Source organism: Paenibacillus xylanexedens, from assembly GCF_007676705.1.
In the GTDB taxonomy this organism is placed as follows: domain Bacteria; phylum Bacillota; class Bacilli; order Paenibacillales; family Paenibacillaceae; genus Paenibacillus; species Paenibacillus xylanexedens_C.
On record NZ_VEBF01000009.1, the window covers coordinates 66,587 to 93,341 of the forward strand.

Annotated in this window: 25 protein-coding genes; 19 read left to right on the top strand and 6 right to left on the bottom strand. The window is 45.2% G+C overall.

Annotation, left to right across the window (positions count from 1 at the left end):
- Window positions 1-28 precede the first annotated feature (28 nt).
- Complete coding sequence (locus FS628_RS27415) at window positions 29-1,189, top strand: cobalamin-independent methionine synthase II family protein (RefSeq protein WP_145326217.1); 1,161 nt, start codon at window positions 29-31, stop codon at window positions 1,187-1,189.
- A gap of 378 nt (window positions 1,190-1,567) precedes the next feature.
- Here FS628_RS27415 and FS628_RS27420 read toward each other — a convergent pair whose 3' ends face one another.
- A complete protein-coding gene (locus FS628_RS27420) occupies window positions 1,568-3,103 on the bottom strand; it encodes a carboxylesterase/lipase family protein (protein WP_145326219.1) in 1,536 nt (511 codons plus the stop codon).
- Between the two features lie 116 nt (window positions 3,104-3,219).
- Here FS628_RS27420 and FS628_RS27425 point away from each other — a divergent pair, with 116 nt between their 5' ends.
- Entirely contained in the window at window positions 3,220-4,029 is an 810-nt protein-coding gene (locus FS628_RS27425; protein WP_145326221.1) for an AraC family transcriptional regulator, read from the top strand.
- 2 nt (window positions 4,030-4,031) lie between these two features.
- On the opposite strand, the gene FS628_RS27430 is transcribed toward FS628_RS27425, so the two are convergent.
- Both FS628_RS27430 and FS628_RS27435 read right to left on the bottom strand, forming a co-directional pair.
- A complete protein-coding gene (locus tag FS628_RS27430) occupies window positions 4,032-4,235 on the bottom strand; it encodes a hypothetical protein (RefSeq protein WP_145326223.1) in 204 nt (67 codons plus the stop codon).
- Window positions 4,236-5,399, bottom strand: a complete 1,164-nt coding sequence (locus tag FS628_RS27435) for a glycoside hydrolase family 27 protein (protein WP_145326225.1) — start codon at window positions 5,397-5,399, stop codon at window positions 4,236-4,238. It abuts the gene before it with no gap.
- A 51-nt stretch (window positions 5,400-5,450) separates the two neighbouring features.
- Here FS628_RS27435 and FS628_RS32835 point away from each other — a divergent pair, with 51 nt between their 5' ends.
- From FS628_RS32835 to FS628_RS27485, 11 genes are all read left to right on the top strand, one after another.
- Window positions 5,451-5,579, top strand: coding sequence for a hypothetical protein (locus FS628_RS32835; protein WP_260871219.1), 129 nt, complete (start codon window positions 5,451-5,453; stop codon window positions 5,577-5,579).
- 86 nt (window positions 5,580-5,665) lie between these two features.
- Complete coding sequence (locus FS628_RS27440) at window positions 5,666-6,481, top strand: AAA family ATPase (protein ID WP_145326226.1); 816 nt, start codon at window positions 5,666-5,668, stop codon at window positions 6,479-6,481.
- 32 nt (window positions 6,482-6,513) lie between these two features.
- A complete protein-coding gene (locus FS628_RS27445; RefSeq protein WP_145326228.1) occupies window positions 6,514-7,221 on the top strand; it encodes a DNA alkylation repair protein in 708 nt (235 codons plus the stop codon).
- Window positions 7,222-7,437: 216 nt separating this feature from the next.
- On the top strand, window positions 7,438-8,616 hold the full coding sequence (locus FS628_RS27450) for a DUF4317 domain-containing protein (protein WP_145326230.1): 1,179 nt from the start codon (window positions 7,438-7,440) through the stop codon (window positions 8,614-8,616).
- Window positions 8,617-8,689: 73 nt separating this feature from the next.
- Entirely contained in the window at window positions 8,690-9,082 is a 393-nt protein-coding gene (locus tag FS628_RS27455) for a hypothetical protein (RefSeq protein WP_145326232.1), read from the top strand.
- 208 nt (window positions 9,083-9,290) lie between these two features.
- Window positions 9,291-9,995: an ABC transporter ATP-binding protein gene (locus tag FS628_RS27460; RefSeq protein WP_145326234.1), complete on the top strand. Its 705-nt coding sequence runs from the start codon at window positions 9,291-9,293 to the stop codon at window positions 9,993-9,995.
- The gene (locus tag FS628_RS27465) at window positions 9,995-12,334 is read left to right on the top strand and encodes an ABC transporter permease (RefSeq protein WP_145326315.1); all 2,340 of its coding nucleotides are present in this window, start codon (window positions 9,995-9,997) and stop codon (window positions 12,332-12,334) included. The genes FS628_RS27460 and FS628_RS27465 overlap by 1 nt, the downstream gene beginning before the upstream one ends.
- Before the next feature lie 214 nt (window positions 12,335-12,548).
- Window positions 12,549-13,358, top strand: a complete 810-nt coding sequence (locus FS628_RS27470; RefSeq protein WP_145326236.1) for an ABC transporter ATP-binding protein — start codon at window positions 12,549-12,551, stop codon at window positions 13,356-13,358.
- Between the two features lie 90 nt (window positions 13,359-13,448).
- A complete protein-coding gene (locus tag FS628_RS27475; RefSeq protein WP_145326238.1) occupies window positions 13,449-14,204 on the top strand; it encodes an ABC transporter permease in 756 nt (251 codons plus the stop codon).
- A 99-nt stretch (window positions 14,205-14,303) separates the two neighbouring features.
- Window positions 14,304-15,311, top strand: coding sequence for an ABC transporter substrate-binding protein (locus tag FS628_RS27480; RefSeq protein WP_145326240.1), 1,008 nt, complete (start codon window positions 14,304-14,306; stop codon window positions 15,309-15,311).
- A 50-nt stretch (window positions 15,312-15,361) separates the two neighbouring features.
- Window positions 15,362-16,720, top strand: a complete 1,359-nt coding sequence (locus FS628_RS27485; protein WP_145326242.1) for an LLM class flavin-dependent oxidoreductase — start codon at window positions 15,362-15,364, stop codon at window positions 16,718-16,720.
- A 100-nt stretch (window positions 16,721-16,820) separates the two neighbouring features.
- Here the strand turns inward: FS628_RS27485 and FS628_RS27490 are convergent, their stop codons facing one another.
- The gene (locus FS628_RS27490) at window positions 16,821-17,768 is read right to left on the bottom strand and encodes an AraC family transcriptional regulator (protein ID WP_145326243.1); all 948 of its coding nucleotides are present in this window, start codon (window positions 17,766-17,768) and stop codon (window positions 16,821-16,823) included.
- Window positions 17,769-17,939: 171 nt separating this feature from the next.
- On the opposite strand from FS628_RS27490, the gene FS628_RS27495 reads away from it, so the two are divergent.
- From FS628_RS27495 to FS628_RS27505, 3 genes are all read left to right on the top strand, one after another.
- Window positions 17,940-18,959, top strand: coding sequence for a glycoside hydrolase family 88/105 protein (locus tag FS628_RS27495; protein WP_145326245.1), 1,020 nt, complete (start codon window positions 17,940-17,942; stop codon window positions 18,957-18,959).
- A gap of 13 nt (window positions 18,960-18,972) precedes the next feature.
- Window positions 18,973-21,153, top strand: a complete 2,181-nt coding sequence (gene gnpA, locus FS628_RS27500) for a 1,3-beta-galactosyl-N-acetylhexosamine phosphorylase (protein WP_145326247.1) — start codon at window positions 18,973-18,975, stop codon at window positions 21,151-21,153.
- Window positions 21,154-21,396: 243 nt separating this feature from the next.
- Window positions 21,397-21,612: a hypothetical protein gene (locus tag FS628_RS27505; protein ID WP_145326249.1), complete on the top strand. Its 216-nt coding sequence runs from the start codon at window positions 21,397-21,399 to the stop codon at window positions 21,610-21,612.
- A 138-nt stretch (window positions 21,613-21,750) separates the two neighbouring features.
- Here FS628_RS27505 and FS628_RS27510 read toward each other — a convergent pair whose 3' ends face one another.
- Complete coding sequence (locus FS628_RS27510; protein ID WP_145326251.1) at window positions 21,751-22,074, bottom strand: hypothetical protein; 324 nt, start codon at window positions 22,072-22,074, stop codon at window positions 21,751-21,753.
- 112 nt (window positions 22,075-22,186) lie between these two features.
- On the bottom strand, window positions 22,187-23,131 hold the full coding sequence (locus tag FS628_RS27515; RefSeq protein ID WP_145326253.1) for an alpha/beta hydrolase fold domain-containing protein: 945 nt from the start codon (window positions 23,129-23,131) through the stop codon (window positions 22,187-22,189).
- A 161-nt stretch (window positions 23,132-23,292) separates the two neighbouring features.
- Here FS628_RS27515 and FS628_RS27520 point away from each other — a divergent pair, with 161 nt between their 5' ends.
- The 3 genes from FS628_RS27520 (at window position 23,293) to FS628_RS27530 (ending at window position 26,722) form a co-directional block, all read left to right on the top strand.
- The gene (locus tag FS628_RS27520) at window positions 23,293-23,622 is read left to right on the top strand and encodes an ArsR/SmtB family transcription factor (protein WP_062836296.1); all 330 of its coding nucleotides are present in this window, start codon (window positions 23,293-23,295) and stop codon (window positions 23,620-23,622) included.
- 169 nt (window positions 23,623-23,791) lie between these two features.
- On the top strand, window positions 23,792-25,567 hold the full coding sequence (locus tag FS628_RS27525; protein WP_145326254.1) for a SulP family inorganic anion transporter: 1,776 nt from the start codon (window positions 23,792-23,794) through the stop codon (window positions 25,565-25,567).
- Window positions 25,568-25,732: 165 nt separating this feature from the next.
- Complete coding sequence (locus tag FS628_RS27530; RefSeq protein WP_145326256.1) at window positions 25,733-26,722, top strand: phosphotransferase; 990 nt, start codon at window positions 25,733-25,735, stop codon at window positions 26,720-26,722.
- The last annotated feature ends 33 nt before the right edge of the window (window positions 26,723-26,755 follow it).

A 26,755-nucleotide genomic window follows, 5' to 3' on the forward strand; every position in this document is an offset into this window, starting at 1 on the left:
AACTGCATACAAAGAGGGGGTTTTTTACATGACTGATAAGTTCCAGATCGTAGGAAGTTTATTGCGGCCAGATGAGCTGCTGAAATATAAAACGCAAATTGAACATAATGACGATATCCAATATCCGTTCTACGAAAATTACGATGGATATGAGAAGTGCGAGACGGAGGCAATCAAACAAGTTGTCGCAAAGGAAATCGAACATAACTTGTCCGTTGTTACGGATGGCGAATTCTCCAAATCGATGTGGCATCTAGACTTTGTATGGGGATTTGGCGGCGTGAAGCGTTACATCGCGGATCATGGTTATTTTTTCAGAGACGTGGACGGAACTTCGAAGTATGAGACACGCAAAGACATTGGACTGCGGATCACGGGCGAATTGAGCGGCAAGAATCATCACTTTATTCAACTGTTCAAACAACTGCAAGACACCGCTGGGGACCAGCAAACGAAACTTTGCGTACCGTCTCCATCCCATATCTTCGGTGAACTTTCCTGGTCGGATAACATTGGCGGAACGGATGCTGTATATCAGAACATACAGGAGCTCAAAGCGGGTCTTGTGAGTGCCTATAAAGATTTTGTGAAGGAATTCGCTGCGGTGGGCGGCAAAATCCTGCAATTCGATGATTGCTTGTGGGAGCTGTTTGCAGACGACAACCCGAACTCTCCTTTTACAGGGGAAAATATTAATCAAGATGAAGTAAAGGGTCTCGCTACCGAATTCATTGATATTAATAATACAGTAATTGACTACGGTCATAGCCTGGGCTTGAAAATGTGGACACATAACTGCCGCGGCAATTATGATTCCCGCAACATGGGTGGTGGATCGTATGCCAAAATTGCGAATCTGTTCCTGAAGCAATTGAAGTATGATCGTTTCTTCCTGGAGTGGGATGATGATCGTGCAGGTTCAATTGAAGCTCTGGAAGTGTTCAAAGACAGACCTGAAACGGAAATTGTACTGGGTCTGTTGTCATCCAAAACGAGTACACTCGATGATGAAGCGCGCGTTGTCCGTTTGCTGGACGAAGCTTCCAAAATTATCGATAAGGATCGGCTGCTGCTGTCTCACCAATGCGGCTTTGCATCCTGCGATGGTGGTAACGAATTAAGTGAAGCTCAGCAATGGGCGAAGATCGATCAGGGGCAGAAGATTGCCAAGCAATACTGGAACAACTAAATTGTAATCATACCATCCTGACTTAAAAGGAATGACTCGTAGGGCCGGTAGTGGGCCTTTGAGTCATTTTTATTTTTATGCAGCGTGGATAAACCTTGAATCAAGTCCTCCTAAAATGAATTACATACAAAGTATCTTGTTCATATATATGAGGTGTATAATTTTGGTAGGATATAATACATAGATAATCGCAGGTTCGATAAACAATAATCATTATTTATAAAAGTTCCTCCAGATGGTGAAGTGGCGTATATCATTCATGTGGGGAAGGCGCACACAAGTAGACGAATGAAACACAGGCTTAACTATCTCCAATGTAAATAGAGCCATGCGTCAGCATGACTCTTACATATATGGTGAGAGGGTAAGCTTCATGTTTTAAACAACAGGGGCACTCTGTTTCTTGAAATATTGTTCAAGTAGAAACGCGAGCACTGGTCCTGGCTCAGCCTTCTGTAATTGAGCCTGATCACCGAATTCCATAAGATACGGCTGTTCCGTAGTACACGGAATCCAATGAGGCATCGTTTTTCCGTTGGAGTCTGAACCGTTCGGGTCACCTGTAGCAATAAAATTGGATAAATAATTGCACATCTGTCGGGCCAGATCATAATGCTTGCCTTCGAAGGGGCGCCAGCATTTGGCGAGTGTTTCGAAGAAGAACCACAGATCGACCGAGTGGAATGTGCCCGGCTGGTCCCAGCCCGGAATCTCGGCGTCGAAGTTATAATAGTAGAGAGGTGTCTTAGACGGATGAGCGCTATTTGCCCGGATGGTGAGCAGAATGGCATGTTGGATCATGCGGACTGATGCTTGTTGCAGAGCATGCTCGAATTGACCGGTATTGGCCTCGCATAGCTGCAAAAAGGCAGAAGCATCCTCGCCGAAAAGCTCCGTAGCCATCTGCTTCAGTTCTTCCAGATTGGTTGCGGCGGGACGGGTCCAAAATTCAGAAGACGTATGCCCCAGCATTACAGGAATTGGCTCGCGCTCCTGCTGAATAAAGCGGGTAAACGGATCGCCTGCACAGAAATGTTCGTCGATGACGGTTCCCCAGAAGCTTTTGTATTCCAGTGCTTTGTCACGGAGATACTCAGCATCCAGTTGTCTCGCCTCAGCCAGGGAAGTTACGCCCAGGAAGCGAAAAAATTCAACTCCTGCTTGCTCTGCATCCCTTAGTGTGGAACGGACAGAAGGCACGCGGACCTCCGGGTACAACTCGGTAGCCATACCGCTCATAATGACGGCTCGCTGGAACAAGCCTTTATTTTGCGGAGATGTCATCTGGCTGAGTACACTTCCTCCGCCTGCCGACTGTCCGCCGATGGTGATTTGGTCTGGATCACCGCCAAAGGCGGCAATGTTGCGTTTGACCCACTGGGTACCTGCTTGCTGATCGAGATGACCGAAGTTGGCAGGTGCATGGGGAGACTCGGCACTAATCTCGGGATGACACAGGAAGCCGAAGGCATTCAACCGATAATTAATGGTCACGACGACAATACCTCTACGGGCGATTCGCTCACCATCGAATTCCATCTCGGCCGTATGGCCGACCTGTAGGCCCCCGCCAAAATACCAGACAAAGACAGGCAGCTTCTCGTCCGTACGCTTGGCGGGTGTCCAGACATTCAGATACAGACAATCCTCGTCCATGGGCAGGTCGGGATCAACAGCCCATTCGCGGGTATAGATATTGTTATCGTCTATAATCGTTGGGGCTTGCATGGAGATGGGGGCAAAATCAAAAGCATGCAGTACACCTTCCCAGTTCGACTGCGGCTGCGGAGCGCGCCAACGATTCTCACCTACAGGAGGTGCGGCAAAAGGAACTCCCTTGAAGCTGGTAATCCGCGGGTCCGCCGCGGGCAGTCCTTGCACTTGTCCATGTTCTACCGTAACCATTCTAAGCATCACAACATGCTCCTCTCTGGATTTAGCGTGTAAGCGTTACCTAATATCTGATCAACGATATTATAAGATAAACCGAACACCAGAACTGTACAGCTACAGAAATGGGGGAATCAAGGTTGAATCCGATTTGGCATGAGAGCAGTAGAGCCAGTAATTTGTATTTTATCAGCGGTGGCCACAAGCCAGCCAACCCTCACCAATGGGGGCCAGGAGTACGTGACGTTTATGCGCTGCACTACATTATCCGCGGTCAAGGGACGCTGGAGACGGGCGGCGGCGTTTTTCGGCTGGTTACAGGGGAAAGCTTTATCATATTTCCACAAAAGGAGATCTACTATTATCCAGACCCGCTGGATCCATGGGAGTACGTCTGGGTGGAGTTTAACGGTGAGGACGCTGGGCGGTTGCTGGGGCTGACGCAGCTTTCGGAGGCACAACCCGTGGTCACGATCTCACCGGAGACGCTGCAACCGTTTTTTCACCTTGCCTGGAACGCGGGTGCATCATCCTATGAATTGCTGCGGGCAGATGCCCGTTTGCGTCTGCTGCTTTCCTATTATATGGAATATTATCCGAAGGAGTCGCAGGTGGACACCAAGGATTATGTCTGGCTGGTGAGAAAGTACATCGAGCAGAACTACTGGAAGCCGTCATTGACCGTCACGGAGATCGTAAAGGCAGTTAATCTGGAGCGCAGCTATTTGTTTCGTCTGTTTAAGGCAGCAACCGGCAAGTCTGTTTTGGAGTATATTACATCCTGTCGAATCGATCGCGCCTGTGAACTGCTGAAGACGTCGGGCCTGCCGATTCAATCGGTAGCTTATTCTGTCGGCTACAATGATCCGTTATATTTTTCCAAAGTATTTAAGAAAGCAACATCATACACGCCAACAGCTTACATGATGCTGCACTACACAAAGGAATAACGTTAACGGAACAGGGCGCAGTTCCCTGACTCTCGGAAATAACGGATCAGCTTCTCAATAGGCTCGCGTCCACAGTTCAGCTTCACTCCGAGACAATCGATGCACAGATACTGCTGGGCAGAGCGTGAGATCAACTTAAGGTAGATACCCACATCGTCCGAAGAGAGCGGAACCTGGCAGGTGGTGCACAGGCGATGTTGACTCATCTATTTCACCAGTTTAGCTCGCACAACTAGACAATCATGAGCGGCGACAACGGGAGCGAAGCGTTCACGGAACACGCCTAGCTCTTTATGTTCCCAGCAGTCATACAGCGAGAGAGCGTAACCGGCAGCGTATGGCAGACCCATATCCCAAAATTGCAAAGACAATTCCCGCTGGCTGTCGCTCAGATTGAAGAAACCAATAGCCAGATCGCCGTCCGTCAGTACTTTTACGAGCATAAATACATCTTCTGTGTGGAACCATTGCGGCTCCGGTTTAATACGGTAAGCTCCGCGCGCTTCTACATCCTGGTTGATGGCAAGCAGGTCAGGATTGAGCAGAATATCTTTTGTGATCTGGTTGGCCTTGCGCACGTCGCATCCGATCATTAATGGGGAACCCATCATGGACCAGAGTGAGAAGTGGGTTTTATATTCGATGTCGTTGCATCCGCCGATACTGCCAATAAAGTCGTTGTTGCTTCCGCCATACATACCAACGATCAGCATATCCATGTCGTTATGGCAGAAAGAGCCAGTGTAGCTTTGTTTGCCAAGCTGTGAAAGGGCGAGCGCTTTCACCGAATCCCAATTGTCACGGATATCTTCGGTAGAGCGGTACATATGAGCACCCGATTCCCGAATCCAATCGTATACGTCGTCGGCACCCCAGTTGCAGGCGGAGAACAGGATATCGCGTCCGCAGTTTTTGAGGGCTAGGCTCATCCGTTTGTAGAGTAGTTCGCCTGAAATATGACGTGGCTTGAAGCAGTAATCATACTTCAAATAATCAACGCCCCATTCGGCAAAAAGGGCGGCATCCTGGAATTCATGCTCAAAACTGCCTGGATACCCGGCACAAGTATGCGTGCCCACGCATGAATACATGCCAAACTTTAATCCTTTGCTATGGATATAATCAGAAAGCGCTCTCATTCCTCTTGGGAATTTCTCGGGATCAGCCACCAGATTGCCGTTCGCATCCCGTTCCTTCAGGCTCCAACAATCATCAATGACAATATACTCGTAACCAGCAGCCAGATAACCTTCCGATACAAACACATCAGCGACATCCCGAATTAATTGTTCGTTAATATCCCACGTAAAGGTATTCCATGAATTCCAGCCCAGAGCAGGGGCAAAGCCTAACATTTGATTGTTGCTCATGATCTCGCATCCTTCCTCTTGTTGGTTACAACACTAAACTGAACATAAACGATGAGCGATCTTTCCTGCCATAGTTTGACGTTGCTTGGACATGGACATATGTTGCTCTGCTGTACAGGGGAATTAGCTCTTCCAATCAGATTCTGGGCAGGTATTCAGAAGTTGCCGGTAGAAGCATAAGAAAGGAGAAATGTCTGCTTGCGAAGAAGTTATATCCATTCATGTCTTCAGGTGTATGTGCGAAACGATGGATAAGGAGTGAGTCAATGATTTATCTAAGCAATTTCAAGCTGTCTTCGCAAATTTCCGGCAATCCCAATATATATCCTGATCATGTATTCAAACATATCTCGGGAGAAGTCCTTATTTTTGATCGAGTCACTGTGCTCTATGGCAGCAACGGCTCTGGCAAATCCACCCTGCTGAACGTGATCGCCAACAAGTTGGGAATCACAGGTTCTGAACGAATGACAACGTATGGATATAGCGCTTATGTGCAGCGTTTTCTGGATATGAGCAGTTATGAGCTTGGGCGTGACGAACAGGAGCGTGTCATCCGGCAACTGCCAGAAGGGAGCCGATACATCAAGTCAGAGGACATTTTATATGAGATTAAGAAAATTCAGCAAGCAAATGTGCTCCGCGAAGGACTGTTGTATGAACAGACTCAGCAAGGAATGAGCAAGGCTGAGACAGAAGAGTTAGCGCATTCCTATGCATTCAAGAAAAAGCTGGATAACATTCAGTTTTCTCAGGAAAAATACTCCAATGGGGAAACCTCCATGCAGTTTTTCGAAGAATACCTGCTTCCGGGCCAATTGTATTTATTGGACGAACCGGAAACATCGCTTTCTCCAGTTAACCAAATCAGGCTGGCGGAGCAAATCAATGAGTTGGCACGATATTTTGACAGTCAATTTATAATTTCGACGCACTCGCCCTTTGTTCTGGGGACGCTCCATGCTAAAATTTACAATCTCGATGGGACGATTTTGCAAACGGCAGAGTGGTTTGAACTGGACAATGTGCAGTTTTTCTATCAGTTTTTTGACAAACATAAGCGTCTGTTCGATCAGGAATGAAAATAATTAAATAGGCTGAGGGGTGTTGCGAAGTGAATCGAGATGAAGTGATGCAGGAGCTAGAAGCGTTGGGCAAAGAACGAACGAAAAAAATCTACATCTCCAACGGTGCGCATGAACCGCTATTTGGCGTGGCAACCGGGGCGATGAAACCAATCGCGAAACGGATCAAAAAGGATCAACCTTTGGCCGAGCAACTATACGCGACGGGGAATTATGATGCGATGTACTTTGCAGGTGTAATTGCCGATCCCAAAGTGATGACGCCCGCCGATTTCGATCGTTGGATCGATTCCGCTTATTTTTACATGATCTCCGACTACATCGTTGCTGTGACATTGTCCGAGACAGATATTGCGCAAGAGGTCGCTGATGCGTGGATTGCAAGTGGTGATGAGCTGAAGATGTCAGCGGGATGGAGCTGTTATTGCTGGCTGCTGGGCAGCCGCAAGGATGCTGAGTTTTCCGAGAATAAACTGATGGAGATGCTTGAACAAGTGAAAAATACTATTCACGAATCTCCGGAACGAACGAAATATTCAATGAACAACTTCCTGTATACCGTTGCAACATCCTACCAACCTTTGCACGATCAGGCGGTGGAGACAGCTAAGGCCGTTTTCCCTGTCGAAGTGAACAAGGACAAGCCGAAGAGCAAGCTGCTCAATGCCTCCGAGAATATCCAACAGGCAGTGGATAAAGGACGGACGGGGTTCAAACGTAAATATGTAAGGTGTTAGATAGGAATCGCGTTATTCGTTAAGAACATCAGGAGATGTAACACATACAGGAGGTGCTCGTATATGTAGAGAGTGCCTCCCTTTTTGTGTTGTGAATTTCAAGTATTGGGTAACTGAAATCCCGTCATCGTCAAGCAACAAGATAGTCAACAAATTTTCTGTCGATCCTTTATACTTATAAAGCCAGAAACATATCTAAGGAGTTGCCAAACCAATATGAATAAAAAAGAAGTCGCGCATATACGCAAGCAGTTTAAACTGGATCATGATCTACTGAATATTTACGATATTCTCAACGTGTACATTACGAAGGAAACGAATGAGGTCTATCACTGGGAGCGTCACCCGTTTGAACTGGTGGACAGAGAGAAGCAGGAGCTCTACATGGGCAATTTCAAAAAGCTACTGACAGGTGATCTGGATCAAAAGTTGTTTGAATTGAAGTTCCAGGAAGCGGCGGAGGACCCGGCGCAGGTGCTGCTTCACCAGGCTTTGGTTACAGGTGATCCGGATGAATGGCAGGATCTGATGCTGCTGCTCGTGGATCGAATGTTGGTGGATGCAAAATATGAGCGGGACATGGTAGCTACGTTCGTGCGTGGACAGTACTATCTGCCGACCAAGGCTAGAAACGAAGCTACGGAAGAGAGCGAGAAGAATGAAGTGTTCGCCCATCCGTTCATCCTGTGCAGTGTGAATTCCACGGAGAAGCAGCGGAAAACGCTCTTGTTTGATTACGTGGAGAGAGAATTCAAATACAACGTTATTGTCGATCCGATTATCAAATTAAGCACGCCAGAGCAAGGATTCCTGTACCCTAGCGTAACGGACAACTACTCCGATGTGAATCGTGTATTATATTGCACAGGGAAATCCAATTTCCCGGATCCGCATTTTGTTGAAAATGTATTAAATGGTGAAAGATCCGTAACTGCACTTGAAGAGCGAGCGATCTTCGAAGATATCGTGAAGGAAGTGGCCGGTGAACAGCTCGATTCAGCCACAATTGCACATGTATACGAGGAGATCAACCGAGTCATTGAAATTAACGAAGAGTCCCATGAGGAAGAACCTCCGAAGCTGGATTATAAAGATCTGGAACGTGTACTGACCGCAAGCGGTGTAGAGGATCTGACGACAGAGAAAGTGGAACGTGCCTTCGAGACCATCGTGGATAACAAGAATTATGAAATGAAAGCGACCAGTGTTATGCCGAAGTTTACGTCCAAGTCCATCAAGATTGAAACCAAGGTTGCCACGATTACGGTTAGCCCGCAAGACCTGAGGTATGTGAAGCAGGTGAATCATCAAGGCAGACGGTGCATCATGATTGAAGTGGATGAAGATGTCGTGATCGAAGGCTTTACGCTCACTACAGAGACACTTTTAGATTAAACCACGTTCAATTGCAGGACAACGATCAGGGATCTTACCCTAAAAAGCACAAACGCAACAGGAGATGACTTCGATGAACAAAATGCTTTTGATCTTGATTGCGGCCGCAATGATGCTGACGGCCTGCAATTCGAACCAGACCAATCCCGTCAACGATGCGGGCAGTACCGAGCAATCTGAACATACTGAAACAGCGCAACAAAATAACGAACCAGCGGAGGGAAGCCGGAACCCAGGCGAGTGGTCTTCACTTCCCGAATATGACGTGATTGTGCGGACTATTGATTCGGTGGATTATACCTTTCGAGCGGTAAAAGATAACGAAAACGAACGCATTCTTCTTCTCGCAAACCAGGACGGTAAAGAGAAATACAAGACCATTTATATTAAAAACACGAGTCGCCTTAAAATCATTGATGTCGATGGTGATGGACAACTCTACAATGATGTTTTGGAAAACAGCTAAAAAGAAGGAACAGACCGCAATCCCTCAGACGGATAGCGGTCTGTTTGTTTTTTGCGTCCAAGCAATTCAATGGCTAGCTAGAGAAAAATCCTTCTTGAGACGGATAAAGGAATACATCGCTTGTTGGGTGTCTCTTCTATCCTAAGCTGTAATATTGAAATTAAGCGCATCGAGGCCAACTGAAAATTCAATACGAGGAGTTGTAAGAGTGAAAACGTTTATCGAACTCAAGAAAGTAACGAAAGAATACCAGATTGGAGAGGTTCCGATCAGAGCTCTGGATGGGGTCGAATTTTCCATATCAGAGGGAGAGTTCGTCGTTATTTTGGGTGCAAGCGGTGCCGGTAAAAGTACGATTCTGAATATACTCGGAGGCATGGATACAGCTACTTCAGGTCAAGTGATCGTTGGAGATCAGGACATTGCCAAATGGAACGAAAAAAAATTGACGACTTATCGCGGAGAAAAAGTTGGTTTTGTATTTCAGTTCTATAACTTGATCCCAAACTTGAACGCATTGGAAAATGTTGAATTTGCCACTGAAGTTGGCAACAACGAGCTGAATGCCGCAAATATTTTACATCAAGTCGGATTGAAACATCGCATGAAAAACTTTCCTTCCCAGCTCTCTGGAGGTGAACAACAACGAGTCGCGATCGCCAGAGCTGTTGCGAAAAATCCCTTGCTCCTGCTCTGCGACGAACCAACTGGCGCTTTGGATTACGTTACAGGCAAATCCGTCCTCAAGCTTCTTCAAGATGTGAACAGGGAAATGAAAAAATGCGTCGTTCTGGTCACTCATAATTCGGCAATCGCTCCTATGGCCGACAAAATAATCAGGGTCAAAAGCGGGAAAATCGAAAGTGTAACGATAAACGATAATAAACAGAGCGTTGAAAGCATTGAATGGTGATGGTCATGACGAAATTAGCAGTGAAGTTGCTCAGGGACGTTAAACAATCTCTCGTTCAATTTACAGCCTTGGCTGTAGTGATCGCGGTAGGATCTTTTTTCTATGCAGGGTTGAATAGCTACAGCAAGGAGCAGCGTGCGTATACAGAAACTTATTTTACAGAGCATAATCTAAGTGACTTGAATGTTTATTACGATCATATTTCCAATGTGGACGCCACTCGTTTAAGCGAAGTGGAAGGCATTAATACAATCGAAGCACGGTACACTACGGATGCAACGCAACATGTTGAAGGTGATAAAACATCGTTGAAAATCCATTCGATTCCCGCAGACAATCAAATCAATACGCCTACGATCATTAAGGGCCGCATTCCGTCCAATAAGAATGAGATCATCGTGGATGCCCATTACGCTCAAGAACATCATTATCAGGTCGGTGATAAGTTCCGTATGATTGCGAATGAAAGAGAGCTTGCTTTTACGATCAGCGGTTTGGTCGAAAATGTTGAATATGTGAAAAAGAATGCCACACAAGACCATAAAACCAACGGATTTGCTTATGTTGCTGAAGAGGCGATCACCGAGGTATCAGGTACAGGCAGCGTGGTGTATAACGAATTGCTCATTGATGCCAGCGAAGGCTACGATGTGGACCAGTTGGGCCAAGTCATCGAAGGGCAATCCCAGGGTCTTTCTTATTTAGATCAACGAAGCAAAGAGCGATCGTTCGGTTACGCTCAAATTCATCAAACCATGTATAACAATAGCATGATGAGCAAGGTGATTCCCTTGGTGCTCTTTTTGATCTCTGCAATCATTCTATTTCTTACGATGTCCAGGACGATTGATTCACATCGGCATCAAATTGGGATTATGAAAGCTCTGGGGGTCAAGGACAGAAACATCATGCTTCATTACATGGGATACCCTGTGCTGATAAGCATTGCAGGGTCGATCATGGGGTGTATCATTGCATCTAACGTATTTATTCCATTGGTGACTGCGTCCAGTGCAACGTCTTATTCATTGCCTGGCATCTCCTTTTCGCTTTCATTATTTTCGGTCATACCGCCCATTTTTTTCTCCGGTTTTTTCGGACTCCTGTCCGTTTACTTCAGCGGCAGAAGCGTACTGAAGGAACGCGCAGCCCACGCGATGCGTCCCAAACCACCAAGAAAGATGAAGAAGCTGTTTATCGAACGGTTTCCGGGGATATGGAGCCGGACTTCTTACAACCATAAACTCATTTTGAGAAACCTGTTTTTAAATAAACGAAAAGCGCTGGCAAGCTCCATTGGCATCATTGCAAGCACCGTATTATTGATTACTGCATTAGGTACGCAATCGGCCTTGCAAAAAATAGCCAATCAAATCGAAGAGGTATACACCTACGACTTTAAAGTCGATTATAAGACAGATTCATCATTGGAAACGTTGCAGCTACCCTCCGGCATCAAACATCAATATTTGTCTTCTACCTTTCCTGTTGAATTCATAAAAGGGAGAGGAAAAGAAAACGCTACGTTGGTTGTGACAGAAAAAGAAAACCATCTCATTCGTTTCCATGACGATAATGGCGTTGAAATATCTTTGCAGAATAATGGCGTGCTTGTGCCTAAATCCTATGCCGACCATTACAACATTGCAGAGGGAGATACCGTCCAAATCAAGTTCACGGAACCAGGGCTTCACAATCAATCCGTTGATATGAAGGTTATAAAAATATCCTCTCAGTACAACAATCCGTCCTTTTATATCACACCAGCCTATTTGAAAAGCTTTAACATCGACTACAGTCCAACCTCGCTTTTGGTTGAAGCGAATAACGTTTCGGATCTTCCCAGCATTCGCAGCTTTTTTGAACAGGATGAGCTTGTGGATACCATTGCGGACAAGACGAATTTGAAGGAATCGGCCCAGTATATTTTGAAACAAAACCGCTTTATGTTCATGATGTTTATCATTAGCGCCGTTGTGCTCTCTATTGGTGCCGTGTACACGATATCTTCTATAAACATTTACGAACGGAAACGCGAACTTGCGACGCTTAAGGTATTGGGCTATCCCAAAAACAAAATAAACAGGCTCATCTTTGTTGAAAACGTGATATTGACGGCCTTTGCGGTCATTGTGGCGTTGCCTATAGGCATTCATTTTTATGCCCTTGTCGTACAGGCGCTATCGAGTACCCATCAACAAATTCCGGATCAGTTAAATCTTTCTGTCATGTTGATATCGGTTCTTCTGGCGTTCGTGCTGACCGTTCTGTGCAACTTGCTGCTTAGAATAAAAGTCACGAAGATCAATATGATTGAATCGTTAAAAAGTGTAGAATAAAATTGTGAAATTACATTATTTTGAAGTAGTTGTTGACAATCCTGAGGGACTAAAATATAGTAAACACATCAGATTAATGAAGTTTTGAAATATTTCAATTTTAGCAATTGGATGTAAGCTGACTGGTTCATCCAGAGGCTCAGGGGGCAACGCTTGTCGTTGTCACCTGAGCCTTTTTGATTACTCTCCCAATACAATCGAAGAGGTGAAGTCAATGATTGCTGCTGAAAAAATCAGATTTGAGAGTGTCACCAAAACGTTCAGTGTCCGTGACCCTAAGCAAAAGGAGGCAACACAAGCATTTACAGCGGTAAAAGACTTGGACTTTTCCGTAAGAGAAGGCGAATTTGTAACCATAGTGGGCCCGAGCGGCTGCGGAAAATCAACGTTACTTGATATGATTAGCGGTCTATCCTCACCAACGCACGGTCGCATTTTAATAGATGGCCAAAAAATAACTGGACCAGGGCTTGATCGAGGCATTGTTTTTCAGCAGTATGCTTTATTTCCGTGGAAGACTGCGCGTGGCAATATTGAATTTGGGTTAGAAGCCAAAGGCATCCCGAAGCAGGAGCGTAGAGAGCAGGTGGAGCATTTTCTTGCATTAGTCGGGCTTACTCAGTTCGGTGACCGTTATCCGCATGAGCTTTCCGGGGGGATGAAGCAGCGTGTAGCGATTGCCCGAAGCCTTGCCTTTAACCCAGATGTCTTATTAATGGATGAGCCTTTTGCCGCATTGGACGCTCAAACAAGAGAATCTCTGCAAAGTGAACTTTTGCGTATTTGGCAGAAGACCCAAAAGACCATCATTTTTATTACGCATGGCATTGATGAAGCCGTTTATCTAGGAGAGCGAGTAGTTGTATTGACACCGGGACCCGGTATGGTGAGACAAATTGTTGATATTCCGCTTAAATCACGACTGGAAAATTCAGATATTCGCTCACATCCTGACTTTGTGAAGGCTCGCCATGAAGTATGGAGTTTATTGCATGAACCTGAATACCGCGGTGCATATATCTAAGTGATAAAGGAGTGTATCCCTATCGAAACCGTAAAGACTACTCATTCAACGATACGGCTTAGTAAACGAAATCCTGTGTCCCTTTCCAGTATGCTGAAGTTGTTCAAACAGTCTGTTGTGTTAGCCACATTAGTCTTACTATGGGAAATAGCACCAAGGACGGGCTTGGTAGATGCAGCCTTTTTCCCTGCATTCTCCGAAGTGATTACAGCATTGTGGAGTTTGATCATCTCAGGTGAACTTTTCACTCATTTTCTGGCGAGCATTATTCGTTCATTCAGTGGATTTGCCTTGGCTTTAATCATTGCGATCCCGTTAGGGTTACTGATTGGCTGGTATCCATTAGCCAGACAGTTGTTAAATCCCGTGTTGGAACTGTTTCGAAATACTGCCGCATTAGCATTGCTTCCGGTATTCATGCTGCTGCTCGGAATCGGGGAAACATCCAAGATCGCCATCGTCCTGTTTGCCTGCACATGGCCTATTCTTTTAAATACGATTGCAGCGGTTGGTAACGTGGATCCTTTGCTTATTAAGGCAGCAAGATCCATGAATATTAAGTCGTTTAAATTATTCCTTAAGGTGATCCTACCAGCATCCGTACCAACCATTTTTACCGGTATTCGCATGGCAGGCACTGGGGCGATATTAGTACTAATTGCTGCAGAAATGGTAGGGGCAAAAGAAGGCTTAGGTTATCTCATTACGTATTCTCAATATAACTTCCAAATCCCTCAAATGTACGCCGGCATATTAACCATTGCATTGCTGGGCTTATTGATCAATCAAGGCTTGAGCATGCTCGAACGTAAATTCTCTAAATGGAAGCAGCAAGTGAATGGATAGAATGAGGATTCCGGAATGATTTTTTTTAACATTAATTCTTACTAAATCAATGGATTTAATAAGTTATAGAAAGAAGTCATGTGGAGGAGGAGAAACAAGATGAAAAGAACATTAGGAATCCTTGTATTCGTAGGCTTGGTTAGTGGTGTTTTATCAGGCTGCTCAGATCCCAAGACCTCCGCAAAAAGTGGAGAAGATCAAATACTGCAGTATCAGTCTTCCCCTGGGAGTGTTTCTTTTCCAGAGCTTGCTGCGGATTTGGGTTACTTAGGGAACTTGAAGTTGGAATCTATAGGTGACAGCGTTGGGGGGCCGGAAAGTATTCAATTAACCGCGACGAAACAAATTGACTTTGGTTCAGCATTTAACGGGGCCATTATCAAATCCTATTCCCAAAATGTAAAAATAAAGTCCGTCATCGGTTCATATGGCAGTGATGAACATACGTACATCGGAGCATATACACTCGAGGGGACGCCAATAAAGTCGGCTAAAGATTTTATCGGGAAGAAGGTAGGGGTGAATATTCTCGGTGCCCATTTGGAGTTTGTCCTCAAAGACTATTTACGGCAAGGGAATTTGACTGAGAAAGAAATTGAACAGGTCACTCTGGTGACGGTTCCAAGTTCTAGTGCGGAACAGGTTCTGCGCAATAAACAGATCGACGTGGTGATGTTAAGCGGAATTGGCCGGGATCGGGCTCTGGCAACAGGAGGAATCACTGAAATTTTCAGGGATATAGAAGTGTTTGGTAAGGAGTTTACTGCAGGCGATTATTTCTTCAGTGAAGAGTATATCCGGGAGAATCCGAATACGGTGAAGCAATTTGTAGACGGGGTCGCCAAGGCCATTGATTGGGCCCAAACCACGCCTAGGGAAGAAGTCATCAAGCGGTTTGAGGATATTGTTAATAAGCGTGAACGAAAGGAAACGACAGAAAACCTTAAATATTGGAAGAGTACGGGCATTTCTGAAAAGGGCGGCGTAATCACTCCATCGGAATATGGAATTTGGATTGATTGGCTTGTCGCTAATGGCGAGCTAAAAGAAGGTCAACTGAAGCCGGAAAATTTATATACGAACGAATATAATCCATTCGCTAAATAATTTTTTATATTAAGTACTTGATAAAAATATGAACATAGGGAGTGGTTCGTATGACAAGAAAACAAATGAAATTAGGAGCTTTCATTAATCTGCCCGGACATCATGTAGCAAGCTGGCGTCATCCTTCTTCAGGTGCGGGTCGTGCATTTGATTTGGATTATTTAACTGAAATCGCACAGACGGCTGAGCGTGGTAAATTCGATATGATATTTTTTGCTGACGTGTTGGGTCAAAGGCTATCAGGAAATGCGCAATCATCATTGAAGCTGGACCCCGTTATTATTATTTCGGCACTCGCGGCAGTGACAAAAAATATTGGGTTAACGGCCACGTTGACGACGACCTATAACGATCCATACCATGTAGCGCGTAAATTCGCAGCCATTGATCATCTGTCCAAAGGACGCGCCGCCTGGAATGTAGTCACATCAGCCAACGAGGGTGAGGCTCTCCTGTTCGGTAAGGATAAACATTTGCAGCATGCGCTCCGCTATGAACGCGCAGAGGAATTTGTGGACATTGTCAAACAACTCTGGTTGTCCATAGAAGATGAGGCACTTATCATTGATAAGGAAAAAGGACGGTATTTAGATATAGAGAAGGTTCATCCCGTTAACCATGAGGGAGCCTGGTTTAAGGTGCAGGGTTCGCTTGATTCCCCAACAACACCACAGGGGCATCCCGTGATTGTTCAGGCCGGATCTTCTGAATCTGGAAAAGAGTTAGCAGCCAAGACTGCGGAAGTTATTTTTACAGCTTGGCAAACACTTGAAGAAGCGCAAATATTTTATCGAGACGTCAAGGGACGGTTGGCTAAATATGGGCGTAAACCTGAGGACTTGAAAATCATGCCTGGTGTGTTTATTACGGTGGCCAAAACAGAGGCAGAAGCTTTATTGAAACAGCAGCAATTAAACAGCTATATTTTGCCTGAAGTAGGATTAGCGTATTTGTCGGCTTTCACCAATATTGATTTGTCAGGGTATGATGTCGATGAACCGCTTCCGGAAGTGAGCTCCATTGAAGATGAGACCAATCCGCGAATCCGCTACAACATCATTCGTGAAATTGCCAAACGTGAGAATCTGCAATCGATACGTGAAATCTATGAGCGAATCGCAGGAGCACGCGGTCACCGGGAAATTGTAGGTACCCCTGAACAAATTGTGGATCAATTGGAAGAATGGTTTGTAAATGAAGGTGCAGATGGTTTTAATATTATGCCACCCCACTTCCCAGAGGGTTTTAACGATATTGTTGAATTGGTGATACCGGAATTACAGCGCAGGGGCTTATTCCGTACCGAATATGAAAGCAGTACCCTTCGAGGGAATTTAGGACTATCTGTGCCTGTGGTTAAAATATTCGAAACGGCATTAACCGGCGCGAACACAGGAGAGAATGGTTAAGGAATGAACATTAACGCAACCTTTCGGGGTTGCGTTTTTTGATTGGGGAACGGGTGTGCCATCGATTTAGAGGGGGATCCTACTTTTCTGCCTCGTAGTCTTACATCCACCCCGTAAACTCCAATATGGACGCTTTTGCAGACTGTGCTTCGGAATGAGCCTCTTTGCGCCAGACTTTAGGCGATTCTCCCATCAGTTTGGAGAAGCAGCGGTTAAAGCTGGAGATGGATCGGAAGCCGACTTGCTCAGAGATAGACAGAATGGAAGCCTCCGTGCTTTTCAATCGCTTGCATGCCTCTTCAATCCGGGTGCTGTTCAGAAAATCGAGCGGTGTAGTTCCCATGATTTCATGGAACTTGCGGCGAAAATGCGTTGTACTCAGATGACACAGATCAGCGAGGTAATCGATGGTCACAGGCATCATATAGTTTTTGGTGATAAACTCCAGCACCGGTGAGATGACCAAGTCACCTTGGAGGTCACGTTCCCGTTCCTGATCCTGCGCTGACCAGCTCTCGTTGCTCGCATGAATTCGAAGCAGTTCGATATATAGAGCCATCAACAAGCCGTACGCGCTCTCCCGATAATAGGGGGACTGCTGCTTTATCTCTTCTACCACTGATGTTGCGAGCATGTGAATTTTGGGATACTGTTCCTTATTCAAAATACAATTGCTCCCCTGAATAGCCCATAAATTCGGTTCAATGTGACTTTGGGGTGTTTTGAGCGAATGACGGAAGAGCTCTTCCGGTGAAAAAAAGATATAGGCCCACAGGCTGGCGTTATTAGGCGAACTGTACGTGGTGTGCGGAAGATAGCGGGGAATGAACGTGACGTCGCCTGCCCGAAAAGGCACAGATTCTCCCTTAATCTCCATAATGCCTCCATCTGAATAACAGATGCCAATCTCCATGTGGTTATGGAAATGAAGATGCTCACTCTTGATATCGGATATTCTCCAGCGGTCTCCACTGAGTAACAGGACAGGAAAATCAATGGGCAGGCTGTAGTGACGATATTCAATGACAGGTTTCTTCGGTTTGGGCATTTTCGAGGACTCCTATGTATAAATGATTGAAATTGCACAGTTTTGTTATGAATATGCTTAGATTGAGACTATTTTACTGCGTACAATGGAATAAGTAAAGCGTTTACAAAAATGGACGGACACCTCTCAGGGCGCACTTGGGGGCGTGTGCGCAGGGAGAGGGGAATAACAATGCTTCAAGTGAAATATGACAGGGAACAGATTCTACACGTAATCGAGAACGTTACCAAGAAAACACTGGATATGGATCTGACATGGGATTGGCCCGGCGGTGTGGCTTATTATGGAGTATCCAGAGCCTATCAAACGACAGGCAACCAAGAGATTCTGGACAGGCTGGTGAAATGGGCAGACGAATATATCGAGCTGGGGCTGCCGAGTTGGACGGTAAATACATGTGCCATGGGCCATGTGCTCATCACTTTATATGAAGAAACCGGGGATCAGAAATATTGGGATATTGTCCTCAGCAAAGTCGATTATCTCCAGAATCATGCGCTTCGCTTTGGAGACAATGTGCTTCAGCATACGGTATCCGTTTCCAATGATTTTCCGGAACAGGCTTGGGCGGATACCCTGTTTATGGCGGCATTTTTCCTACTCCGCGTAGGTAGTAAATTAAAAGACGAAGCCATGATTCAGGATGCGCTGAATCAGTATTACTGGCATATCAAATACCTGCAAGATCCGAGCAGCAGTCTCTGGTATCACGGCTATAACAATATCAATAAGGACCACATGTCCGGCTTTTACTGGGGAAGAGCGAACGCTTGGGGAGCCTATACGATGTCTCAAGTGAAACCGCAACTGAACGACTGGTATTTGTATCCGCAGTGTATGGATGTAGAATGTGCTCTTCGTGATCAATTGGCGGCTCTCAAGCTGGTGCAGACCGAGAATGGCTTGTGGCGTACGGTTCTGGATGATGAAGATTCGTATGAAGAGGTATCGGCTTCCGCTGGTATTGCAGCAGCCATGATCAATAATGGCAATCCACTGCATACCAAATATGTGCAAAAGGCACTGGAAGGCATCCTGAGCAACATTAGCGAAGATGGACGCGTGCTTGGTGTATCTGGCGGTACGGCAGTGATGAAGGATCGGGATGGCTATCGCAATATTCCAAAAGACTGGATTCAGGGCTGGGGTCAGGGCCTGGCACTCGCTTTTCTGTCCGATATGTTGAGATAGGGAGGGAACCAAAATGTCCAAACCAACCAAAGGCTCCTTTACACTACCGGGAGAATCCGGATATGAGGCACTGACGCTGGAACTTGCCGATCGCTGGGGAGCCGATGTGATTCGAGACAGTGACGGTACAAAATTATCGGATGAGATTATCAATGCCGGATATGGTATCTATTCAACCATTTGCATTATTCGGGATCATAATGAGTGGGCATCCCGTAATCTGGATAAGCTGCAGCAATGTTTTCTCATTACGAATCCGAAGGTCGCTGTGCAAGATTATGTATCCATCTATCTGATGGAGGATTTCTTCGCTGATCAATTTAGGGTGAATGATTCCAAAGAAGCGTTTAAATATTGGCAGGTGTACGACCGAACGACTGGGGAAGAGGTACCTAGAGGACAGTGGAATTATGAAAGGGAATCTGGCAATGTTGTCATTACTGGCGTTGCTCCTTGGCATAAATACACGGTGAGTTTCATGGTTTATCGGATATGGGAAGAGATTTCCATGTACAATCACACGACGAATAATTGGGACAAAGAGCATCTGATGCAGATTGACCCGATCTATACGGACACACAAACCTATCTGCTGGATTGGATGGAAAAGTGGTGCCAAGAGCATCCGGAGACAACGGTTGTACGGTTCACCTCCTTATTCTATAATTTCGCCTGGATCTGGGGCAGTGATGAGCGGAATCGCCATCTGTTCTCGGATTGGGGTTCATATGATTTCACGGTAAGTTCGAGAGCGCTGGATCTGTTTGCTCAGAAATATGGATACTCGCTCTCTGCCGAGGACTTTGTGAATGGCGGTAAATATCAGGTCACTCATATGCCTGCGGATCAGCGCAAACTGGACTGGATGGCATTTATCAATGATTTTGTGATTGAATTCGGTAAGGAATTAATTGATATTGTGCACAAACATGACAAGCTGGCGTATGTCTTCTATGATGACAGCTGGGTAGGCATGGAGCCTTACAATGATCGCTTTCAGGAATTTGGATTCGACGGCATGATCAAATGTGTGTTTTCCGGTTATGAGGCAAGAATGTGCTCGGGCGTTAAGGTGGATACCCATGAGATTCGATTACATCCATACTTGTTCCCTGTTGGTTTAGGCGGGCTTCCTACCTTCAAAGAGGGCGGAGATCCTACACTGGATGCGAAGAAATATTGGATTAATATCCGTCGTGCGCTGCTGCGTGAGTCGATTGACCGGATTGGACTGGGTGGATATTTGCATCTGGTTGAGCCTTACCCGGACTTTGTGGATTACATCGAGAAGATTGCTCATGAATTCAGGGGAATGAAAGAGCTGCATCAGGCTGGAAAGCCTTATCAGATCAAGACGAAGGTGGCCGTTCTGCATAGCTGGGGCAAGTTAAGATCGTGGACCTTGTCCGGTCATTTTCATGAAACACATATGCATGATCTGATTCATGTGAATGAGGCGTTATCCGGTTTACCGATCGAGGTTAAGTTCATTGATTTTGAAGATATTCGTCAGGGCGCATTGAAGGATGTGGATGTTGTCATTAATGCCGGTTCCGCTGGATCTGCCTGGAGTGGTGGAGAGCACTGGAAGGACCACCAATGTGTAGACATCCTGACCCAGTGGGTGTACGAAGGTGGTACCTTCATGGGCATTAACCAGCCTTCAGCGGCCCACGGGTACGACAACTTTTTCAGAATGGCGCATGTGCTTGGAGTAGATGAGGATACAGGTGCAAGAGTTGTTCATGGAAAGTGGTCGTATGAGGCTCACGATGAGCATGGTTTGGTGCCGGAAGCTGCAAATATCGCATCAAAAGGTACAGGTAGCATATATCTTACGGATGGTACAGCCAAGGTATTGCACGAGACAAATGGCAACATTACGTTGACCACACACGCCTTCGGAAAAGGCCAAGGAATCTATCTGTCTTCGTTCGAATTCAATTGGGAAAATACAAGATTGCTGCATAATCTCATTCGTTTTGCTGGCAATGAAGTCAGTGACACGAAGTATGTTCCGGATAACTTGTATACCGAGTGTGCCTATTATCCAGAGAGCAACATATTGGTTGTGATCAATAATAGCGATCAGGTTCAATCCACGACGATTGATACGGAGCATGGAAAACAAACCGTGGAATTAGATCCGTATGATACGGTGATCAGCAAGATTGGCGCAATCAAATCAGTGTAGTGATGATAGATTGGTTCTATTCTTAATAAGAAAAAGCTCAAGCCTGCGGCGTTCAGCCAATGCTTGAGCTTTTGTTGTGTTCAATGTCTATTAAAGCCTTATTCCCGACTGGATTGATGTGTAAAATGCGTATTATACAACGATTTATTATATATGGCAAGAGGAAAAAGATTGCTTTTACATAGGTAATCGTTTATTCTAAAAAAAGGAAGTTTACTAAATTCAAATAGGAGGAACATAAAAATGGAAAATATGATGATGAACATGATGATGAATATGTGCATGGAAGAAATGATGTGCAAGATGAAATCCATGAAGATGATGATGGAATGTATGGAAGACAAGAGCATGATGGAAGGCATGGATATGAATAAAATGATGTCCTGCATGCAAGAGTGCGACGAAATGATGACCACTATGATGGGCATGATGAGCAACATGAAGAAAGCATCCGTGTAATTCATTGATTACCAAGTTTGTCTTGTAAAGCTGGCGGGCTTTACAACTCTGCAGAACAGTTCACTGTATGCAGTCCAAAGAATAGTAAGCCCTTCAATAGGGCGGGTTGAGCAGACGAACTGCAGACCGGCTTTTTTCTTATTTATATTGAAGAATCTTCCGCGAAACATCAATCCGCATCAGCTTTAATTTGAACCATTGCTCCTGTAAGGATTCCGTCTGGTCACCCTCTGAAGCGACTCGCAACTTGCTGAAAATATCCACCAGTTGCTTGTTAATTTGGTCATAGCTTATAAGCAATTCACGGAGCATTATAGCTTTCCGTTCTTCCTCCAGCAACGCATCCTTCTGATCACGAAGCTTCCTGAGAATCTCTTCAGCCCATTCTGAGTCTTCTATTGTAAGGGCATAATTATATAAGTCCAAATAATCGTTAACCCAACTTTGTGTCAAAGAATCCATGGCGTTATTCACTCCAGTCAGCTACGCTTTTCTATATACCGAGTATTATACCCGGAATAATACAATTTACAAGTGCTGAATGAGATTTTCCTGGATTTTTTCAGTTGAAGTCTTATATATGCGATTCATGTGATACCTGTTTAATGATATTAATGATTTTGCGCTTAGCATCCTTGGCTTCAGGAATCGGATACAGTACGAAGACGTGATTCATTTTGGGATAAACAAAGGTGTTATGCTCAATACCTTGGTCCGTCAGCTTTTTATCCAGCTCCATGTTGTCAGGAAATAACCCTTCATGGGTTCCGATGAAGATGCTAATCTTGCCGAGGTTTTCAAAATCCCCGTAGATTGGACTAATCAGCGGGTCATCGAGCTGTTTATCGGCTGCCCAGATCCGCCGAATCACATCATACCCTTCTACAGCCAGCATGGGATCTCTGGTCTCATAGTCGAATATCACCGGGTTATCCAGAACCATATCGACACACGGCGATAATAGAATAATGTCTTTGGGCTGAGGAAGAGAATGCATCTTCAGGTAATGTGCAAGACTCAGCGAAATGTTCCCACCAGCTGAATCTCCCATAATGGTTAGCTGCAATGGACTTTTTATGGATGCGATGATATCTCGATACAGATTTAGAAGTTTGGGATACGTATGCTGATAGTTGAAGTGAGGCAATTTGGGATAGATGGGAGCGATCACTTTGGCATTCAGTGCCTGAGCCATATGATCCATGAACTTCCAATGGAAGGATAACGGTTGATGCGTATGGGCACCTCCATGGATATAGAGAATCACCCGTTGTTCGGGGGAACCCTGATCATTTAAAGTAAATACTTGCATGTCCTCATAGGAACGCTCCTTCATAGGAGAAGTTAATTTAACCTTACCTAACTGATAGGGTTTAATATTCTCAATGCCCATATGCTCCAGATGTTTCTGTGTATATTCCCGTGTAGATAGGTTCTTCTTGGTATCTAATGTTCCGATGTATTTTTCGAATAGATAGCTCGCTATAGAGCGTCTTTTATTATAAATTTGTATGCTCATTTGAGGTTCGTCCTTTCCTGGATGAATTCCGATATGTACAGTATAAAGGTTGAAGTATACTTCGAGGTCAAGGCTGATTCCTGTACATAAAATGAAATATTTGATCACTTCTATGTTATGATCTTTATATATTCAAAAGTTTGAATGAAGGGGTATAACGTATGAATCAGAGCATACAACAGTTTAAAGCGGATTTTTTCAAAGCCTTGGCTCACCCCATGCGGATTCAGATTCTGGAGTTGCTGAGTGAAGGGGCGAAGAACGTCAACGAGTTGCAAAGTATCCTGGGGTCAGAAGGCTCCGCCGTTTCGCAACAATTAGCTGTATTACGCAGCAAAAATGTTGTGCAGGGACTGAAAGAAGGGACTACGGTCATATACTCTCTGCGGGACCCTTTGATTAAAGACTTGCTGGAGGTTGCCAAACAGATCTTTGACAATCATCTGGTCGATGCCATTTCCATGTTGGAAGATATCCGAAAAGAAACATAAACATGCTAAACAAGAGGAACCGGAAATAAGTTCAGGTAACTTTTTGTTTTTTTTGTATGTAATCAACGTCTCAGGTGTGAGCATTACGATTGACAGGGTGCTCGCAGGGGCGTAGTCTTCTTATTATATTCAAATATTCAAATATATAAAGAAAAGAAGGTTAAGTCAGATGAAATGGTCGGGGAGATATGCAGGATATAATGGTTCTGCTTTTCGTAAGGATCTGTTATCGGGGCTAATTGTAGGTATTATTGCGATTCCACTCGGTATGGCGTTTGCTATCGCATCCGGCGTCAAACCGGAGTATGGCTTGTACACAACGGTGATCGCTGGGATTTTCATTTCCTTGCTGGGTGGGTCGAAGTTTCAGATTGGCGGGCCGACGGGGGCATTCATTCCGATCCTCTTCGCCATTGTGATGCAGTATGGATATGAAAATTTATTGATTGCCGGAATCATGGCCGGATTGATGCTTGTATGTATGGGGCTGTTTAAACTTGGGGCGTTAATCAAGTTTATCCCGCGACCTGTGACCATTGGTTTTACGGCGGGTATCGCCGTCATTATTTTCAGTGGTCAGATCGCTAATTTCCTGGGACTCAGCGGGATTGAGAAGCATGAAGATTTTTGGTCCAATATGAAAGAAATCGGGATGCATATCTCAACCGTTAATATATATAGTTTGCTGACAGCAGGCAGTTGTCTGGCTGTTATTCTGCTTGTGCCGAGGTTTGCGCCTAAGGTGCCTGCGTCACTGGTAGGTTTGGTTCTATCGACAGTTGTTGCAGCTTTGTTTTTTGAAGGGCAGGTGGCTACGATCGGATCGTCCTTTGGCGCCATACCTAACTCATTGCCTCAGTTTCAGGTGCCAGAGATCACTTGGGAGCGAATCGTGAGCTTACTGCAACCGGCTTTTGTTATCGCCATGTTGGGCGGAATTGAATCGTTGTTGTCTGCTGTTGTTGCTGATGGCATGACTGGAAGTCGACATAACAGTAATCGAGAGTTAATTGGGCAGGGGATCGCTAATGTGGTAACCCCGCTATTTGGTGGTATTCCTGCAACAGGTGCGATTGCGCGTACGGCTACGAATATTAAATCCGGGGCTGTATCACCATTGTCGGGGATTATTCATGGCATCGTGGTTCTACTGGTACTTGTTCTGTTCGCGCCGTATGCTTCCCATATTCCACTTGCCAGTATGGCTCCCGTCCTGATGATGGTTGCCTGGAATATGAGTGAACGGAGGTCGTTCATGTATGTTATGAAAACCAAAACGAGCGACTCGCTTGTTCTGATTACCACCTTTTTACTCACCGTATTCACGAGTTTAACGACTGCTGTAGAGGTTGGGTTGATTCTGGCTGTCCTTTTATTTGTTAAGCGGATGAGTGAGATGATGAAGGTTGCCAAAGTGCTGCCCGATCCCAATCATAAACATGAGAAAGTCATGGCGCATATGGTTCGGGAAGGACATGATTGTCCGCAAATAAGTCTGTATACGATTGAAGGGCCGTTATTCTTTGGTGCAGCGGATAGGTTTGAGGAGTCGGTCATGGATTCGATTCATCGGCGACCAGGTATTTTGCTGTTGCGCATGGGCAAGGTGCCCTTTATGGATACGACAGGTGAGTCCAATCTGGCCCATGTGGTCAAACATATGGAGAGAATTGGGGGAAGGGTTGTAATCTCAGGCATTCAGACGCAACCTCTGGAGATGCTGAAGAGAACGGGATTGGTTGAAAAAATCGGTACGGATCATATGTTTGAGTACACGGGTGAAGCTATCCATTTTGCATTAAAGCACCTGGATGATCAGAAATGCAGGGGATGCAAACATTTTGCCTTTCGTGAATGTGCTGCATTGTCGAGAGCTGATGCCGATTCAGAGTCAAAGAGGACGCTCAGATCTGGAAATCGAGTCCATGCAAATACCCCTGTTTAATCGGATGAATAGAGAAGCGTTATAGGAATATAGCATTATTTTGTGAGATTAAAATATATATTCTGGAAAATAGATTAAAAATATACTATGTTATAGGTTGGGCGGTGAATAAGTGTAATCGTTCCTCAAAAAAGAAATAGTATATTAATCTAAAGGAGCATATAAATGGCCACTCAACCGACTGCTTTACGTTCAGTGCTTAACCCCAGATACCTGGAGTCTGCATTGAGTGATCAGTATGACATTGGAACGTGGGAAGAATGTTTGTTTTGGCTCAGAGGATTGAATGATACATATCGCGTACGCACATCGAAAGGTTTGTATATTCTGCGAATCTACCGTACTGAAATTACGGAGGCAGATGTTCAGTACGAGCTATCGTTATTATCTCAACTGAAGAACGTTCTAGCTTCTGCGGAACACACCGACATTGGGGAATATATCGAGAAGAAAGATCATACGGGTTATACTGTGCTGGATGTTGCGGAAGGCAAGCGGATGGCTGTGATGTTTCGGTATATTGAGGGTACGGAGAACAACCTGGAGGATGAGGAGTCTTGTTACGCCTTTGGCCAATCTGCCGCTGAATTGCATGAGGCTATGGATCAGGTGAATATGGAGCTGCCACGATATGAGCTGGATCTGAAGTTACTTATTGACGAACCCCTTGAGCGAATTATCCACTATATCGGTGAGAACAATGAAGCAGCAGCATTTCTTCAAACGTTTGCGAGAACATTAAAAGAGCGCATTGTTGCCGTCTCTAATCAAGGTCTCGACTTCGGCTTGTGTCATGGCGATATGCATGGGAATAATAATGCGTTTCAACAGGAGCATCAGTTCATCCATTATGACTTCGAATGGGCAGCTAATGGCTGGCGTGCCTATGATTTAGCTCAAGTGAAAGCTCGAAAGAGGCAGTCCGGTGAGCAAAAAGAAGCGTTATGGAAAGCACTGATGGCGGGATATCGTTCAGTCAGAAGGTTCTCTTCGGAAGATGAGCAGGCGGTGGATCTCTTTATTATCGCTCGCCGATTCTGGGTGATGGGTCTGGATGTTGCTTTTATTGAGAGTGATATGGGTGCGCTGGACTATGGTTCGGATTGGCTGGATAGTTTCGTGGAAGAGTTCCGGGATACGGGGATTATATCATAGCGAATGATGAACATTATTTTAGGTGTAGGCTTG

Bases quoted from the DNA above. Each gene is read 5' to 3' on its own strand.
- FS628_RS27415 (WP_145326217.1), top strand. From the start codon at position 29: ATGACTGATAAGTTCCAGATCGTAGGAAGTTTATTGCGGCCAGATGAG.
- FS628_RS27420 (WP_145326219.1), bottom strand. From the start codon at position 3,103: ATGCTTAGAATGGTTACGGTAGAACATGGACAAGTGCAAGGACTGCCC.
- FS628_RS27430 (WP_145326223.1), bottom strand. From the start codon at position 4,235: ATGAGTCAACATCGCCTGTGCACCACCTGCCAGGTTCCGCTCTCTTCG.
- FS628_RS27435 (WP_145326225.1), bottom strand. From the start codon at position 5,399: ATGAGCAACAATCAAATGTTAGGCTTTGCCCCTGCTCTGGGCTGGAAT.
- FS628_RS32835 (WP_260871219.1), top strand. From the start codon at position 5,451: ATGAGCGATCTTTCCTGCCATAGTTTGACGTTGCTTGGACATGGACAT.
- FS628_RS27440 (WP_145326226.1), top strand. From the start codon at position 5,666: ATGATTTATCTAAGCAATTTCAAGCTGTCTTCGCAAATTTCCGGCAAT.
- FS628_RS27450 (WP_145326230.1), top strand. From the start codon at position 7,438: ATGAATAAAAAAGAAGTCGCGCATATACGCAAGCAGTTTAAACTGGAT.
- FS628_RS27455 (WP_145326232.1), top strand. From the start codon at position 8,690: ATGAACAAAATGCTTTTGATCTTGATTGCGGCCGCAATGATGCTGACG.
- FS628_RS27465 (WP_145326315.1), top strand. From the start codon at position 9,995: ATGGTCATGACGAAATTAGCAGTGAAGTTGCTCAGGGACGTTAAACAA.
- FS628_RS27470 (WP_145326236.1), top strand. From the start codon at position 12,549: ATGATTGCTGCTGAAAAAATCAGATTTGAGAGTGTCACCAAAACGTTC.
- FS628_RS27475 (WP_145326238.1), top strand. From the start codon at position 13,449: ATGCTGAAGTTGTTCAAACAGTCTGTTGTGTTAGCCACATTAGTCTTA.
- FS628_RS27480 (WP_145326240.1), top strand. From the start codon at position 14,304: ATGAAAAGAACATTAGGAATCCTTGTATTCGTAGGCTTGGTTAGTGGT.
- FS628_RS27485 (WP_145326242.1), top strand. From the start codon at position 15,362: ATGACAAGAAAACAAATGAAATTAGGAGCTTTCATTAATCTGCCCGGA.
- FS628_RS27490 (WP_145326243.1), bottom strand. From the start codon at position 17,768: ATGCCCAAACCGAAGAAACCTGTCATTGAATATCGTCACTACAGCCTG.
- FS628_RS27495 (WP_145326245.1), top strand. From the start codon at position 17,940: ATGCTTCAAGTGAAATATGACAGGGAACAGATTCTACACGTAATCGAG.
- gnpA (WP_145326247.1), top strand. From the start codon at position 18,973: ATGTCCAAACCAACCAAAGGCTCCTTTACACTACCGGGAGAATCCGGA.
- FS628_RS27505 (WP_145326249.1), top strand. From the start codon at position 21,397: ATGGAAAATATGATGATGAACATGATGATGAATATGTGCATGGAAGAA.
- FS628_RS27510 (WP_145326251.1), bottom strand. From the start codon at position 22,074: ATGGATTCTTTGACACAAAGTTGGGTTAACGATTATTTGGACTTATAT.
- FS628_RS27515 (WP_145326253.1), bottom strand. From the start codon at position 23,131: ATGAGCATACAAATTTATAATAAAAGACGCTCTATAGCGAGCTATCTA.
- FS628_RS27520 (WP_062836296.1), top strand. From the start codon at position 23,293: ATGAATCAGAGCATACAACAGTTTAAAGCGGATTTTTTCAAAGCCTTG.
- FS628_RS27525 (WP_145326254.1), top strand. From the start codon at position 23,792: ATGAAATGGTCGGGGAGATATGCAGGATATAATGGTTCTGCTTTTCGT.
- FS628_RS27530 (WP_145326256.1), top strand. From the start codon at position 25,733: ATGGCCACTCAACCGACTGCTTTACGTTCAGTGCTTAACCCCAGATAC.